We start from the raw sequence: 14792 nt of genomic DNA on the forward strand, positions 1-14792 counted from the left end.
ACCCCCTATTCGTCTGGCACGTAGAGCTGGGAAAAGGCGATGCGGACAGCTTCCGTCGCCTCCTCGCGCCGTTTTTCGATATGGCTGCGCATGGCCGTTGTGGCAGCATCAGTATTGCGGGCAGCGATGCCTTCGACGATCTGGCGATGAGCCGAGATATCGCCCGGCGCCTTGCCCCCTGCCCGGTCGTGCATGCGCTTGAGGTCAATGAGGCGGATATAGCGGATCCGGCCATTGAGATTGTTGAGGATCCGCTGCAGCTCGCTGTTGCCCGAAAGCTGCGCCAGCCGGGCGTGAAAGCTTTCATCCATCGCCAGGAGCGCCTCCGGATCGGTGGCGCTTTCATATTCCGGCTCCATCCGGTTGAGGTAGTCCGCCAGCGCCGCGATGTCGTCATCCGGGGCGCGGGTGCAGGCAAAGCGCACCGCCTCGCATTCCACCGCCACACGGGCCTCATACAGGTCCATGATGTAGCTGGGGGTCAGCGGGCGGCAGAAGAAGCCGCGGTTGTTCTGGAAGGTCAGAAACCCTTCGGCCACCAGCCGGTTCAGCGCCTCGCGCAGCGGCGTGCGGCTGGCGCCAAGCACCTCGGACAAGGCGCTTTCGTTGATCCGCTGGTCGGGCTTGAAGGCAAAATCCGCCGCCATCCGGCGCAACGCCTCGTAAACCCTGTCCACATTGCTTTCGCGTTTGGCCATGTTCCCGCCATTCGTTCATTTCGCGGTGCAAGGTACGGCGGCACCCGTTCCTTGGCAATATTGAATTCGAAACTGCATACAGTTTTGAAGGCGGATCAAGGACCGTTTTCCGAATAGGGCGCCAGCTCCTGTTTCAATAGCGCCAGGAAATCCTGCCCCACTGCTGACAGCGGGCGCGACTTGGAGGTGATCACCGCCATGTCCATCATGATCCGCGGCCGGAACGGGCGGGAGATAAAGCCGCCGCCGCTCTCGAAATTCAGCACAAAGGGGTCCAGGATCGAGACCCCCATGCCTTCCTGCACAAAGCTGAGGAGGTTCTTGAACAAATGCGAATGCACACGGGTTTTCAACGGGATACCGGCCTGCTGAAACACCTCGCGGGTGCGGCGATGGGTCATGTGATCGGGGCCCATGACGATGAACGGCACGCCTTCCAACAGTTCCGGCGTCAGCACGTCATGTTCCGCCAGCGGGCTGTCCGCGGGCATCGCCAGCAGGGTTTCGACGTTGATAGGATGCGCCTCCAGCCCGTCGTGGATCAGCGGCATTTCGCAAACACCGATTTCGAAAAGGCCCGCAATCACCCATTCCTGGATCTTCAGCGAATACTGCGCCTGAAAGGAGATCGACAGATCCGGCCTTGTGCGGGCGAAGCGGGCGATCAGCGCAGGCATGAAACCGAAGGACAAGGAGTGCTGCGAAGCGACCTGCAGCTGCCCTGCCTGTTTGTTCTGCAGGTCGGTTACCGCCTGCGCCACATGATCAAAACCACGCACCACGGTATCGACCTCCTGAAACAGGACGCCTGCTTCGGGTGTCGGGATCAGACGGCCTTTGCTGCGCTCGAACAGTTTGAGGCGGGTCTGGCGTTCGAGCTGGTACAGCAGGTTGGAAATACCGGGCTGCGAGATGCCCAGCTGCTCGGCCGCGCCGGTGACGGTGCCGGTTTCGACAATCGCGTGGAATGCCTGCAACTGGCGGAAGCGGAGGGACATCGGCAGTACATCATTTTTTATGATAGTATATCGAGTTCTTTGTATTGGTAATGATGATCAAGTCAAGGCAAACTTTGCCCAGCTTTTGGGAGGAAGAGCAAAGTGCTGGAACAAAAGATTGCCGGGATGGATCTGTGGCATCTCGCGCTGCCGGTGATGTCGCGCCGCGACCATGGGATCGGCTCTGTCGAGGGCTCTTGCGAGGTTGTGATCGTTCGGCTGCGCAGCGAAAGCGGCGCCGAAGGGTTTGGCGAGGCGTCGACTTGGTCGGTGTTCACCGGCACGCCCGAGGCGAGCCTGGCAGCGCTGGACCGCTACATCCGCCCGCTGGTTGAGGGCCGCCGGGTGGCGGACCGCGCCGCGATCATGGAGGATGCAGCCAAAGCCGTCGCCCATTGCACCGAGGCCAAGGCGGCGCTGGAAAGCGCCCTGCTGGACCTGACCGGGCGGATCACCGGGCCGCCGGTCTGGGCGCTGCTGGGCGGCAAGTGCCGCGATACCCTTCCGCTGAGCTGTTCGATTGCCGATCCGGATTTTGCCAAGGACATTGACCTGCTGCACCGGCTGCGCGCTGACAAGGTGGGACTGATCAAGCTGAAGACCGGATTCAAGGATCACGCGTTCGACATCATGCGGCTGGAGCGGATTGCCAAGGATTTCCCGGAATTCCGGGTGCGGGTGGACTATAATCAGGGCCTGAGCATTGAAGATGCGCCGCGCCAGGTGCGCGATGTGGCCCTGTTCAAGCCGGATTTCATCGAGCAGCCGGTGCGGTTCCATCATTTTGGCATGATGGCCAAATTGCGCGGGATGATTGATGTGCCGCTTTTGGCGGATGAAAGTGTATTCGGCCCCGAGGACATGGTGCGCGCCGCCCGCGAGGGCATCTGCGACGGCGTCTCGGTCAAGATCATGAAATCGGGCGGGCTGACCCGCGGCCAGACCGTGGCGCGGATTGCCGCGGCAAACGGGCTGTCGGCCTATGGCGGCGATATGTTCGAGGCGGGTCTGGCGCATCTGGCGGGCACCCACATGATTGCGGCCACGCCGGAGATCAGGCTAGGCTGCGAGTTCTATCAAGCAAGCTACTTCCTGAAGGAAGACATTCTGGAAACCCCCTTCCAGGTGGTGGACGGGCAGGTTGTGGTACCGGATGGGCCAGGGCTGGGCATCAAACCTGACGTGGGTAAGCTGGACCGCTATGCGGTGTCCAAGAAGGCCGCGGCATGACGGCGGAGAAGAAAACCGTTGCCATCATCGGTGCCGGCATTGTCGGCGTCTCGGCTGCGATCGAGCTGCAACGCGACGGCCATGATGTGGTGCTGATCGACGGCAAGGGACCGGGTGAAGGCACCAGCCACGGCAACGGCGGCATTCTGGCCTCCTGCTCGATCGTGCCGGTCACCGGCCCGGGGCTGTGGAAGAAGGCGCCGAAGATGCTGCTGGACCCGAACCAGCCCTTGTTCATGCGTTGGGGATACCTGCCCAGGCTGGCGCCCTGGCTGATGAAATACATGAGCCATGCCAATGCAGACGACACCACGCGCATTGCCGCTGCGCTGGCGCCCATCGTCGGGGATTCGCTGGCGGACCATCAGGCGCTGGCGGCAGGGACCGGGGCGGAACGGCACCTGAAGCCGTCCGATTACCTGTTCCTCTACAATGACCGGGCGCATTTCGGAGAGGATGCCTTTGGCTGGGGTTTGCGCAAGACGCACGGCTTTAACTGGGACGAGTTGGAGGGTGCGGATGTCCGGGCCTATGATGATATCTATGCGCCGGAGCTTGGCTTTGCCGCGCGGCTGAAGGATCACGGCATCATCTCGGATCCCGGCCAGTATGTGAAGGACCTGGCGGCACATGTGGTTGCCAATGGCGGCCAGTTGATCCAGGCTTTTGTTACTGATGCGGCCCGCGAGAACGGGCAAGTGACCGGCGTGCGGGCGGGCGGTGAGACCATTGCTTGCGATGCCGTTGTTGTTGCCACCGGGGTCTGGTCCAAGCCGCTGGCAGAGAGATTGGGAATTTCCGTACCACTGGAAGCAGAACGCGGCTATCATCTTGAATTATGGGAGCCTTCGGCGATGCCAAAGGCGCCTGTCATGGTGGCAGCGGCCAAATGCGTGGTGACCCCGATGAAGGGACGGATCCGGATTGCGGGCATTGTGGAATTCGGCGGGCTGGAGGCCGGACCGTCAAAAGCCCCGCTGGAGCTGCTGCGCAGAAACGCGCGGCGCATCCTGCCCGGTGTCACCTGGAAACACGAAGAGGAATGGCTGGGCTACCGCCCGGCGCCTGCAGATTCGATCCCGGTGATCGGCGAAGTGCCTGGCCTGTCCGGCGCCTTTGTGGGCTTTGGCCATCATCATATCGGCCTTACCGGCGGGCCAAAAACTGGCCGCCTGTTGGCGCAGATGATTTCGGGCCGCACCCCGAACATGGACATAAGCGCCTATGACCCGGCGCGCTATGCGATTTGAAACCAACCAGTGCCCCATAAGGGGCCGAAACTGAAACAGGGAGAAGACCATGAAGAAACTGACCAGACTGCTGGCCGCCACCGCGTTGACGGCGGCTGCCGCCCTGCCCGCCGCGGCGGAAACCTGGGACATGCCGATGGCCTATTCGGCCTCCAACTTCCACTCGGCCACCGGCGCCGAGTTTGCTGAATGCGTGACCACCGGCACCGGCGGCGAAGTTGAGATCAAGACGCATCCGTCGGGCTCGCTGTTCAAAGGTGCTGACATCAAACGCGCGGTGCAGACCGGCCAGGCACCGATCGGAGAGCGGCTGCTGTCCGGCCATCAAAATGAGAACGCGCTGTTCGGCTTTGACTCGATCCCGTTCCTGGCGACCTCCTTTGATGACAGCGACAAGCTGTGGAAAGCCGCCAAACCTGCAATCGAGAACCTGCTGGCCGAGCAGAACCTGACACTGCTTTATGCCGTGCCGTGGCCGCCGCAGGGGCTGTATTTCAAGAACGAGGTGAATTCGGTTGCCGAGATGAAGGGCATCAAGTTCCGCTCCTACAACAATGCCACCTCGCGGCTGGCCGAGCTGACGGGCATGCTGCCGGTGACCATTGAGGCGGCTGAAATCAGCCAGGCCTTTGCCACTGGTGTTGCGGAATCCATGGTCTCGTCCGGCTCCACCGGTTACGACCGCAAAGTTTGGGAAAGCCTGAGCTATTTCTACGAGGTGGACGCCTGGCTGCCGCGCAACTACGTGTTTGTGAACACTGAAATCTGGAACGGCACATCCGCGGCCAATCAGAACGTGATCCAGGGCTGCGCCAAACTCGCCGAATACGCAGGCAACTGGCGCGCCAAGGAATACACCGGGTTCACCCTGCAGGGGCTGCGCGATGGCGGCATGAATGTGGGTCCGGCATCCGATCAGATGGCGGGCGAGCTGAAGGAAATCGGCGTCACCATGACCAATGAATGGCTGGAAGCCGCAGGTGACGAAGGCAAGGCCATCGTCGACGCCTTCCGCGCCGAATAATCAGACCGATTGAGACGGGCGGCGCAGCAGGTGCCGCCCGTATTCACATAATAAAAATGCCGATGGGGATGATATGACTGTGCTCAGGGGGCTGCGCTCCGGACTCGATTTTTTGTACTTTGCGGCGGGGGTGCTGGCCGCCCTCTGCCTGATTGCCATTTTAGGCCTGATCGTTGTCCAGATGCTGGCCCGCTGGACCGGTGAGGTCTTTCCCGGCGCGCCGGATTATGCCGGTTACGCGATGGCGGCGGCGTCGTTCTTAGCCTTTGCCAATGCGCTGAACCGCGGCAGCCATATCCGGGTGTCCATTCTGCTGAATGCAGTGCCCGATGGCTTCCGCCGGGGGCTGGAGATCTGGTGCTTTGGCATCGGTACTGCGGTGATGTGGTATTTCACCTATTACGCCTATCGCTTTGTCTACTGGAGCTGGAAGTTCAACGACGTGAGCCAGGGCCAGGACCGCACACCGCTGTGGATACCGCAAAGCGTGATGCTGTTCGGCGGGGCTGTTCTGGCCGTCGCCCTTACCGATCATCTGATCCATGTGATCTTTCGCGGCAGCCACCGCATCACCCGGGATCTGGACGACCAGAGCCACGCGGAGTAAGCCCCATGGAAAATATCTCAGTTATCATTCTGTTTCTCTTTGTGCTGTTCACCCTTCTGGGCAGCGGCGTCTGGGTTGGCCTGGCGCTGATGGGCGTGGCCTGGGTCGGCATGGAGCTGTTCACCACCCGCCCCGTCGGCGACGTCATGCTGACCACCATCTGGTCGGCCTCCTCCAGCTGGACCCTGACGGCGCTGCCGATGTTCATCTGGATGGGGGAAATCCTGTACCGGACACGGCTATCCGAGGATATGTTCAAAGGGCTGGCACCCTGGATGGCGCCCTTGCCCGGCGGGCTGGTGCATACCAATATCGTCGGTTGCACGGTGTTTGCCGCGGTCTCCGGCTCGTCTGCGGCAACGCTGACCACCGTGGGCAAGATGTCGATCCCGGAACTGCGCAAGCGCAACTATCCCGAACCCATGGTGATCGGCACGCTGACAGGTGCTGCAACGCTGGGCCTGATGATCCCGCCGTCGCTGACGCTGATTGTCTATGGCGTCACTATCAATGAATCGATCACCAAGCTGTTCTTTGCCGGCATTCTGCCCGGCCTGGTGCTGGCAGCGATGTTCATGGGCTATGTGGCGATTTACTCCAAAGTCGGCAAGGACTGGAACCCAACCCCCGAAGCCAAGCTGAGCTTTGCCGAGAAGGTGAAGAACTCCCGCTTTCTGGCGCCGGTGATTGCGCTGATCATCGTGGTGATCGGGTCAATGTACCTTGGCATTGCCACCGCGACCGAGGCGGCGGCATTCGGGGTCATCGGTTCGCTGCTGCTGGCGTTGGGCCAAGGCTCGCTGAACTGGAAAACCTTCACCGACAGCCTGATGGGCGCCACCCGCACCAGCGCGATGATTGCGCTGATCCTGGCGGGGGCGGCATTCCTTTCCCTGTCGATGGGGTTCACCGGCCTGCCGCGCGGGCTGGCGGATCTGATTGCCGGCTGGGAGCTGTCGCGCCTGGAACTGCTGATGGTGCTGCTGGTGTTCTACATCGTGCTGGGCTGCTTCCTGGATGGCATCTCCTCGGTGGTGCTGACCATGGCGGTGGTCGAGCCGATGATCCGGCAGGCGGGCATTGACCTCATCTGGTTCGGCATCTTCATCGTGGTGGTTGTGGAAATGGCGCAGATCACCCCGCCGATCGGCTTCAACCTGTTTGTGATGCAGGGGATGACCCACCACGAGATGAGCTATATCGCCCGTGCCGCGATTCCGATGTTCCTGATCATGGTGCTGATGGTGTTTGTGCTGATCGCCTTCCCGGAACTGGCGACCTATCTGCCGAACAACCTGCGGCCAGGGCCGGTCTAGCCCCATGCTGCGCGCGCTTGCCTTTGCCGCCCGGCATGGGCGGGCCGCGCTGGTGCTGGGGCTATTGGCCGGGTTGCTGCTGCCCGATCTTGCCGCGACGCTTCAGCCCTGGCTGCCGGAAATGGTGGCCGGGCTTTTGTTTTTGAACGCCTACAGGATCGGCTTGCGCAAGGCTGCCGGCGGGTTGGCGGACGGGATTGGCACCGTCAAAGCCGTTGCGCTGCTGCAAGTGGGGCTGCCGCTGCTGGCCTTGGGGCTGGCGTCATTGTTCGGCGTGGCGCAGACGCCCGCCGCCGTGGCGCTGATCCTGATGCTAAGCGCGCCGTCTGTGACCGGCAGCCCCAATATCACCGCGCTGATGGGGCATGCACCGGAACCCGCCTTCCGCCTGCTGATCCTTGGCACCGCGCTGATGCCGCTGACAGTCATTCCGGTATTTCTGCTGGCCCCCGGCCTGGGAGGCCTTGGGGATGTGCTGCGCGCGGCAGGGCGGCTCATTGGCGTGATTGGAATCACCGTGATCTGCGCCTTCCTGCTGCGCCGCCTGACCCTGCCGAAACTGCGCGAGGATCAGGCCAAGGCTATCGAGGGGCTGACCGTGATCGCGCTGGCAGTGATCGTTGTTGGCCTGATGGCGGCGCTGGGGCCTGCGTTGCGCACCACGCCTGTGCTGGTGCTGCAATGGCTGGGCTTTGCGCTGGCTGCCAACCTCGGCCTGCAGGCGCTGGCCTTCGCAGTGATGCGCCGCCGTGCGGGCAGTAGTGCCGTGCCTGTATCCGTTGTTGCCGGCAACCGGAACTTCGCTCTGTTTTTGATCGCCCTGCCCGCAGCCACAACCGATCCGCTGCTGATCTTTCTGGGCTGCTACCAGATCCCGATGTATCTGACCGCGATCCTGATGAAACCGCTATACGGGCACGCAGCTCTCAGGACAGAAATGTAACGCCAGACATCCGGCGGATCAGCTCGGCATCAGCCTGGTAGCTTTCACTCATCTCATCCACCAGCGCCTGCGACCAGCCCGGCAGATCGATTTCCTCTTCGATTGCCTCCTCCTCGTGGAAGTAGCTGAGGAACAGCGCGCGCACCCGTTCACGCTGGTCTTCCGACAGGCCGGGGCGGTTTGCCAGATAGGTCTCCAGCCGCTCATATCCCGCCTCCGAGATAATGCCGCGGGTAATGTCCAGTTCGCCGGCAAAACGGAAACCGTCACCCAGCCCCGTCACCTGCCCCAAAATGTTGGGCCAGATCACCGGCGTTTCCTCGTTGCACCAGACCGTGATGCGGCAGCCGGGGTTGCTGTCCTGAATATCTGCAACAACGTCCGACCAGCGCAGATTCAGGAAATCCGTGCCTGCGGAAAACTTCTCCCAGGTCCGGCTGGACTGGGATTTGAACACCGGTCCGATCAGCGTAGCCGGATTGCGCAGGCCCAGGAAAAATTCGCACGGATTGCCCGGGAAGACTGTTCTCAGCGCCGCGGTATTGCTGCCCGCATTGCGATAGAGCCGCCCGCCGCTGAGCATCCAGCCCGGCACCCCGAGAAAGCCGGAGTTGGTCAGGATGATCCGCGAAACACTCTGATCCTTGACCATGCCGTCCAGCAGCGCCGCGCGTTCCTGATCGGTGACGGTGTCCTGGTTTTGCTTGCGCAGCATTTGATTGAGCGCTGCCAAATAGGTGCCCGGTCGGCGGATCATCACGCCCTGTTCCAGAAGCCGCTGCGCATCCTTACGCAGCGACCAGGTCAGCTGGCCGTTGTCTGTGTTTGGCGCCCCAACGTGGAAAGCAAGGGTTACGTCCCGCATGTCAGTTCCTGCCTGGTTCATCGTCCTGTCCGGCCTTCGCCCTTTCCCTGCTCAGCGTTTGGTCCCGGCGCGCGGCCCGGCGGATTTCACATGTCATAACCGCGCCTTCATACGGCGGAAGAACCGGTCATCCCGTTGGCGCAAAATATACTCGCAGGCTTGTTTCGCAAGGCGCGGATGGCCGCGGTCCAAAGCCAGATTGGCCAGCTCCCGCTGAAACCGGGGGAATTCGTGGCGTTTGCGCAGCAGGAGGTGGAACTGGTGCGGTGTCAGGCCGCCGGAAATGGCACCGCGGGCAATCTCCTGCAGGACCCCCATCTGCTGCAGCGAAGAACCCAGCCGGTGGCCCAGCAGCGGGCAGCGCCAGAAGGTGACATTTGCCCCGGAAAACCGCGCCGCATGGGCCGCATCCGGCGCCACGTAGGGGTCGAACATGATATGCACGTCGCCTGCCGCCTGGCTGGCCAGGGAGGCATCCCCGAAGGGTCCGGAAAAATCCCTGTCCCACACCTTCTTGTAGCGCATTTCCCAAGGCACCAGCGCCTTGTCGAGGGTGGATTGCGGGCTGATCGCAAACACCGTCGATCCGGGCGCCGCCGCCGCAAAGGCCGCCGCCGCATAGCCCCCCATTGAAGCGCCGTAAAACACCACGCGGGAAAACTGCGCAAAGAAACCGCTGTCGCGCAACGCCTCGAACTTGGCGGTGACCTCCTGGTGGCGGAACCAGGTCCAGCCGTTGGCCATCACCCCCAGCATCGACCAGCCCTGCGCCTCGATGAAGCTAAAGCCCCAGGGCCGCCGGTCATCGCGTTTGGTCATGGCAATATCAAGGTTGTCGAAGGTCACCACCAGCGTTTCGCCACGCGGCATGAACAAAAAGGAATGCTCTTCCAGCTCGTCAAAGAAGCCTTCCTTGCCGGCCAGCTGGCGGGCAACCTTGGACCACTCACCCGAGGGCGGCAGCACCGCCTGCGGCTCGGCAGAGAGGATTGCCAGGCCGTTCTTGCCAGTCTCAGGCGGCACCAGCGTATTGCAGCTGCCATAGGCCTTGAGAAACGGGTAGCTGCCCGACCCTTTGCGGATTTCAATCACCAGACGGCTAAGCGGATGCAGCGCGCGGTCCAGCATGGGCGCGGCGTTCTGGATCTTGTGGCGTGCGCCAAAGCCGTTCAGCGCCAGGATCACGTCATAGCTGCCCAGATCACGCGGCCGGCTTACAACGCGGATCGCGTCCCGGTCCACGCCGCCCTGTTCAAGCCGCGCCTGCCAGGCTTGCAGCTGCGCCGCATCGGGCTGTTTGGCCTGCCCCTTGCGATCGCAGGAGACCAGATCGATGGTGCAGCCGTAGCGCTGATACAAAAGGATGCACAGTTCCGGCGCCTGGCCGTTGATATCGGCAACCGTGCGAACGTCGTCGGCATCCAGTGCCGGCAGAACGCCTTTGAAATCAAAACCTTCACTCATCATCCGTCTTCAACTGCCCTTCTGGGACCCCCCGGCACCGGACCAACCCGTGCCGGCAACCATCTGCCCGTGGAAACCAGCGCAATTCCACAACCCTCCTTTGCGCTGCTTTATCCGAAAAGGATTAAGGATCCGGTTACCGGTCACGCCTCTTGTCCGGCACGGGCCAGAACTGTGGAGTATTTGCCGTGCTTCGCCAGCACCTTGACGGTGCCGAAGCTTTTCATGGCGCCGATGCCGCCGGACCCCTTGCGGATATCCAGAACAATCCCGCCGCCGGGGCTGATCTGCTTGCTGAACAGATCCTGGTAGGTGGCTACGGGATAGTGGAACCCGCAAGACGCCAGGCTGATCACCAGATCAAAGGCACCAAGCGCTGCGGTGTCTTCGGTCTTGGGGTTGATGGTGGTGATTTTTTCAGCAGGCACGCCGTTCTTTTCCAGAAACGCGCGGGCGGTTTCCAGGCTGGTATAGCCTGCGCCCTCCCCCTCAAACCCGAAATGACGGCTGTTGCCCTCTTCGATATCAATCAGCGTGATGCTGCAGCCATAGCGGCGGTGCAGCAGCAGGCTGGCAAAGGCATACCCGCAGCCGATATCCGCGGCCCGTCCGGGCGCAATGGGATCGGTGGCCTTCAGGAAGAAATCGCATTCCCGTTCCGCGATCCGGATCGATTCATGCAGGATGTGATCCCGCTGCGACCGGGCTTCTGCCAGCAGCAGCTTTTCGTCACCTGCCATCCAGTCCTTGATGGTCTGGCCTGAGCTGGCCAGTTCCGAGCGTTGCAGCAGGATATTGGCGACGTCCTGGTCGCTGAACATAGAGTAATCCAGTGCTGCCGGGTCGATTTTTTCCACGGGTATCTCTTCCGGTTCAGGGGCCGGTTGCAGCAGGTGGCGGGTTTTTTCCGCATCAATCCCATGCTGGGCCAGCAAGTCATGGACATAGCAGCCTTCGGCGGGCACGCCGCCGTATTTGGCCGCGATATTGCGAAAGCGGCGGCCCCAGAAATGGATCGACAGCGTATCGTCGCGGATATGGCCGCGTGCCTGGTTCGGACGGTTCGGGTTCAGCACCACCCCGGCCCGTTTGAACGGCACGGGATAAATCACATGGCCTGGCCGCGAATTCTTAACCTCTCCGGTTTCCTGTAGAAACCAGGTGAGCGCGTCCGGCCCCCAAACACCCCAGGGCAAAAGCGAAACATGAACCCCCTGCCCGCTGTCCTTAAGCGCTTGCAGTTCGGCCTGTTTTTCGGCGCTGTACCAGGGCGGAACAGGGTATTCATCGCTGGTGAAGCGCAGCATCGCCGCCAGGGTCTTGGAGGTTTTGGGCAGCCGCAGAACCCCATTGTTGACCATCGGTTTGTCGTCTGAGATCCAGCCATGGAAATGCTTGCCTTTGATGTTCCAGGGCTGGCAGCAATAGGCATCGGTATCGGCCCAGATGTAATTGGTCTTGCGCAGCAAATGCAGGCGGAAGACATCGGCATGATAGGCCGGGCTGCCGGTGCGGGCGTGGCGGATGATGCGGTCGGCAGGCAGGATCTCATTGGCATCCGCCACTTGCACCCCGTCTGGCACGCCCTTGACCTCGTCATAGGTGAATAGCACCACCTCGTGGCCGTGATCCAGAAAGGACTGAAGGCAAAGCTGCTCCAGCCAGCTGAGTTCTGGACCCACCCATAGTGACGCAATGGCCGGAAGTGCCATGATGACTGCCCCTCAAAAAACTAATTAATGCAGCTGTTTATCAGCGCTTCTTTGTTAACGGAATTTAGCCCGCGGCCCGGAGTCCTGTCAATGTGCAGGCCACCGGGATCAATGGTTGGTTTCGCCCCGCTCAACCGTGAACCAGAAATCGCTGCCCGGCTCCTTTTCGGCGATCTCGTCAGGGATAACTCCGGGGCCGCTTAGAAAGACATTGGCGCCGAAATGCGCGTGCATCCGCGACAGCTTGCACAGTTTACCGCTGGTCAGCTCCTGAAACAGCTCCAGCATGTCATCGCGGAGTTTCAATTCCTCGATCTTTTCGCGGTGTTTGCGGCTGGCGTATTCATGTGCCGTGGCAATATCCGGGTCTGCCAGCAGCCGCGCCATCTCCGCTTCCAGCGCCGGGATCATGCGCTGGATTGAGCGTTCCTCCTCGGCGTTGTTGTTCATCCGGAACCAATAAGACAGACCCTGATCGCGGTCCACGTGGTTCACCCGGCCGCGGTCGCGCTTGACCAGAAAGCTTTCGGCGCTGCGCACGGCGTAATGATTGAGCTGCACCAGGTCATAGCCATAAGTATCCATCGACGAACGCCAGCCGTTGCGGAACATCTCGCGCGGCATGTCCTGGCCGGAGCCGTTGACCCAGCGGATGTCCTCCCACAGCTGCGGCTTCAACCCCTTGGGGCGATGAACCCCCAGTTTCTTGAAGATACCGGTGTTGCGGAACAGGGTCTTGAAACCCCAGGCCTGGTGCGGTTTGCGGGTCACTTCAAAGGCACAGCGGGTGAATTCCCGGGTGATCAGATCGCCGGTGAAATCGCGCACGTCATTGTTGCCGAACAGCCGCCAGGTCATTGCGATCATATTGGCATCGCCCACGGCCTCAAACAGGTCCGGCAGCCGGCCATCGCCGCATTTGATGTTGATGAACTCATCCACATCCATGCAGACCAGCCAGTCGGCCTCCCGGATCACCGGCTCTTCCTCCGCCGCCTGCAAGGCTGCGTGCTGCGGCTTCAGATCCGTATTGCGGAACGGGTTTTCGCGGTGCTGGACGATGCCCTTATCCTGCAGCAGCTGCAGCATTGTGTCGGTGCCATCGGTGCAGTCGTTGGTGTAGACGATAAAATCATCCACCCCGATTGCACGGTGGTAGGCCAGCCATTCCAGAATGAACGGCCCTTCGTTTTTCATGGTGGTGACGACAGTGGTCTTGGGCTTGCCACGGCGCCGCTTAATCGCATCCTCCGGAGGGATACGCACAGGCTTGGCGTTGAAATAGCCCGTGGCCAGCGCCAGCAGCTCCGGCGTTTCCACCAGGCTGGTCTTCGGCACGATCTTGGACACCGTGTCGGTTGGATGCCGCAGGGCCATGCAGCGGTAGAACCGCAGATCCTCCGCCGGATCAGGCTCTGCCCCGACCACCCGGATCAGCCGCCAAATGCAGTTCCCGCCGGCTGTGGCCGGTGCCACACACCAGCGCGGCCGCAGCCCGGTGGCATCAAACTGCGTGCAGATGTGATCCGCAAAAGACGCCTGGCCGCCCTTGCGCACCCGCCATGGATAGGCCTGCATCCCGCCCAGCCGCAGACAGCCCGTCGGCGCGGCGACGGCCCGGTCAAACACATTCGGCCCCTCATCCGGCGCCAGCAGGTCGAATAGGTCGATGTTGGCCACTGCCCGTGCCCGCGCCAGAAAGCGGGCACGCAGGATTTCATAGATCAGAAACTCACCCAGCGGTGCCCGCCAGGGGTCGGCAGGCGGGATCTCCATCCGGTCTTTGCCCGGCGCCCCCGGCGCGTTGAACGGATGCGCCTCCTCCGGCAGGCCATCCTTGCCCAGGGGCAGTTTGGAATGCACCACCACGACCCTCTCAAGCCCCTTGATGGAGCCAGCAAGCGCTTGCAGTTCCTCTATAAAACGGCGGCTGTCTTGCGGATGCGCCCGGTCGAGAATGACAGCCCCTTGCAGACCATGCTGCGCCGCATGGAACCGCAGCCATTCGGCCGCAGTTCGGGCCGTTTCACCATTGCGGACAGCGGCCAGTACATTGAGCCCGGCAAACAGGTCTGTCTCCTCCGGGTGGAGCGGAACATTGTACAGCGCCCCCTCAGCAGAAACCGTGACCGCGCTGGGGCCGTCCGAAATCCCGGTCTCCAGAACCGGTGCACCGCCATAGTTGTGCAGAACTGTCTTGTCCGCCGGGGACGCAATGCCAAGCCCCTCCCGCGAGGTTCCGGATTTGAAGAACAGGCGGGCAATCCGCCCGCTGGACGCAGGCAGCTCCACGGCGTCCAGCAGGATGCTTCCCGCCAGGGACAACGCGCTGAGTTCGCGTTCAAGGATCATGCCGTCGCAATTTCCGGGGTCTGAACTGGGCATACTGCTGCATCACGTTTTTGCGTTGTTGGCTCCGAATGCCAGGCACAAGGAACGCAGCCGGTTATAGCCGGCCCGCAGATCTGCCGGAACCGGCAAACGCCGCCAGCACCCGCCAAAGGGTCCGGCAGCTGATATTCCCGCAACAGACCGGCGCGCGTATAACGTTGACGCACGGGCGCATCGGCGTTTTAACAAATTTTCAGGTATCAAATGGTGCGAAGGAAAAGATCTTCTTCGAACTGCTCTGACAGCCATTCTCAGCCCGATTTTGAAAAAATATTTGAAGAACTCGAACGCTGG

At 61.7% G+C, this 14792-nt stretch carries 12 protein-coding genes; 6 read left to right on the forward strand and 6 right to left on the reverse strand.

What is annotated here, in order from left to right; translation table 11 throughout:
- Positions 1-5: 5 nt before the first annotated feature.
- Complete coding sequence (locus tag K3557_RS12925; protein ID WP_259994342.1) at positions 6-698, reverse strand: GntR family transcriptional regulator; 693 nt, start codon at positions 696-698, stop codon at positions 6-8.
- 95 nt (positions 699-793) lie between these two features.
- Positions 794-1696: a LysR family transcriptional regulator gene (locus tag K3557_RS12930; protein ID WP_259994343.1), complete on the reverse strand. Its 903-nt coding sequence runs from the start codon at positions 1694-1696 to the stop codon at positions 794-796.
- 102 nt (positions 1697-1798) lie between these two features.
- Between K3557_RS12930 and K3557_RS12935 the strand changes: the two genes are divergently transcribed.
- The 6 genes from K3557_RS12935 (at position 1799) to K3557_RS12960 (ending at position 8066) form a co-directional block, all read left to right on the forward strand.
- Positions 1799-2926 carry an enolase C-terminal domain-like protein gene (locus K3557_RS12935; protein WP_259994345.1) on the forward strand — a complete coding sequence of 376 codons (1128 nt, stop codon included), beginning with the start codon at positions 1799-1801 and terminating at the stop codon, positions 2924-2926.
- Positions 2923-4176 carry an FAD-binding oxidoreductase gene (locus K3557_RS12940; RefSeq protein ID WP_259994347.1) on the forward strand — a complete coding sequence of 418 codons (1254 nt, stop codon included), beginning with the start codon at positions 2923-2925 and terminating at the stop codon, positions 4174-4176. The genes K3557_RS12935 and K3557_RS12940 overlap by 4 nt, the downstream gene beginning before the upstream one ends.
- 49 nt (positions 4177-4225) lie before the next feature.
- Positions 4226-5200 (forward strand): TRAP transporter substrate-binding protein, encoded by a 975-nt coding sequence (locus K3557_RS12945; protein WP_259994349.1) that lies wholly within the window; start codon positions 4226-4228, stop codon positions 5198-5200.
- Positions 5201-5273: 73 nt separating this feature from the next.
- On the forward strand, positions 5274-5807 hold the full coding sequence (locus K3557_RS12950) for a TRAP transporter small permease (protein WP_259994351.1): 534 nt from the start codon (positions 5274-5276) through the stop codon (positions 5805-5807).
- Between the two features lie 5 nt (positions 5808-5812).
- Positions 5813-7123, forward strand: a complete 1311-nt coding sequence (locus K3557_RS12955) for a TRAP transporter large permease (RefSeq protein WP_259994353.1) — start codon at positions 5813-5815, stop codon at positions 7121-7123.
- Between the two features lie 4 nt (positions 7124-7127).
- Positions 7128-8066, forward strand: a complete 939-nt coding sequence (locus tag K3557_RS12960) for a hypothetical protein (protein ID WP_259994355.1) — start codon at positions 7128-7130, stop codon at positions 8064-8066.
- On the opposite strand, the gene K3557_RS12965 is transcribed toward K3557_RS12960, so the two are convergent.
- From K3557_RS12965 to K3557_RS12980, 4 genes are all read right to left on the reverse strand, one after another.
- A complete protein-coding gene (locus tag K3557_RS12965; RefSeq protein ID WP_259986450.1) occupies positions 8050-8931 on the reverse strand; it encodes a hypothetical protein in 882 nt (293 codons plus the stop codon). The two genes, K3557_RS12960 and K3557_RS12965, sit on opposite strands and share 17 nt — an antisense overlap.
- A 93-nt stretch (positions 8932-9024) precedes the next feature.
- Positions 9025-10395, reverse strand: coding sequence for a hypothetical protein (locus K3557_RS12970; protein WP_259994357.1), 1371 nt, complete (start codon positions 10393-10395; stop codon positions 9025-9027).
- A 143-nt stretch (positions 10396-10538) separates the two neighbouring features.
- Entirely contained in the window at positions 10539-12107 is a 1569-nt protein-coding gene (locus K3557_RS12975) for a cyclopropane-fatty-acyl-phospholipid synthase family protein (protein WP_259994359.1), read from the reverse strand.
- Positions 12108-12215: 108 nt separating this feature from the next.
- Complete coding sequence (locus K3557_RS12980; protein WP_259994360.1) at positions 12216-14459, reverse strand: glycosyltransferase family 2 protein; 2244 nt, start codon at positions 14457-14459, stop codon at positions 12216-12218.
- Between the last annotated feature and the right edge of the window lie 333 nt (positions 14460-14792).

The sequence above is a fragment of the Leisingera sp. M523 genome (assembly GCF_025141335.1).
GTDB lineage: Bacteria > Pseudomonadota > Alphaproteobacteria > Rhodobacterales > Rhodobacteraceae > Leisingera.

What these genes read in the sequence shown, in the direction of transcription:
- K3557_RS12960 (WP_259994355.1), top strand. Translation starts at nt 7,128, where the DNA reads ATGCTGCGCGCGCTTGCCTTTGCCGCCCGGCATGGGCGGGCCGCGCTG.
- K3557_RS12940 (WP_259994347.1), top strand. Translation starts at nt 2,923, where the DNA reads ATGACGGCGGAGAAGAAAACCGTTGCCATCATCGGTGCCGGCATTGTC.
- K3557_RS12925 (WP_259994342.1), bottom strand. Translation starts at nt 698, where the DNA reads ATGGCCAAACGCGAAAGCAATGTGGACAGGGTTTACGAGGCGTTGCGC.
- K3557_RS12955 (WP_259994353.1), top strand. Translation starts at nt 5,813, where the DNA reads ATGGAAAATATCTCAGTTATCATTCTGTTTCTCTTTGTGCTGTTCACC.
- K3557_RS12975 (WP_259994359.1), bottom strand. Translation starts at nt 12,107, where the DNA reads ATGGCACTTCCGGCCATTGCGTCACTATGGGTGGGTCCAGAACTCAGC.
- K3557_RS12950 (WP_259994351.1), top strand. Translation starts at nt 5,274, where the DNA reads ATGACTGTGCTCAGGGGGCTGCGCTCCGGACTCGATTTTTTGTACTTT.
- K3557_RS12930 (WP_259994343.1), bottom strand. Translation starts at nt 1,696, where the DNA reads ATGTCCCTCCGCTTCCGCCAGTTGCAGGCATTCCACGCGATTGTCGAA.
- K3557_RS12965 (WP_259986450.1), bottom strand. Translation starts at nt 8,931, where the DNA reads ATGCGGGACGTAACCCTTGCTTTCCACGTTGGGGCGCCAAACACAGAC.
- K3557_RS12945 (WP_259994349.1), top strand. Translation starts at nt 4,226, where the DNA reads ATGAAGAAACTGACCAGACTGCTGGCCGCCACCGCGTTGACGGCGGCT.
- K3557_RS12980 (WP_259994360.1), bottom strand. Translation starts at nt 14,459, where the DNA reads ATGATCCTTGAACGCGAACTCAGCGCGTTGTCCCTGGCGGGAAGCATC.
- K3557_RS12970 (WP_259994357.1), bottom strand. Translation starts at nt 10,395, where the DNA reads ATGAGTGAAGGTTTTGATTTCAAAGGCGTTCTGCCGGCACTGGATGCC.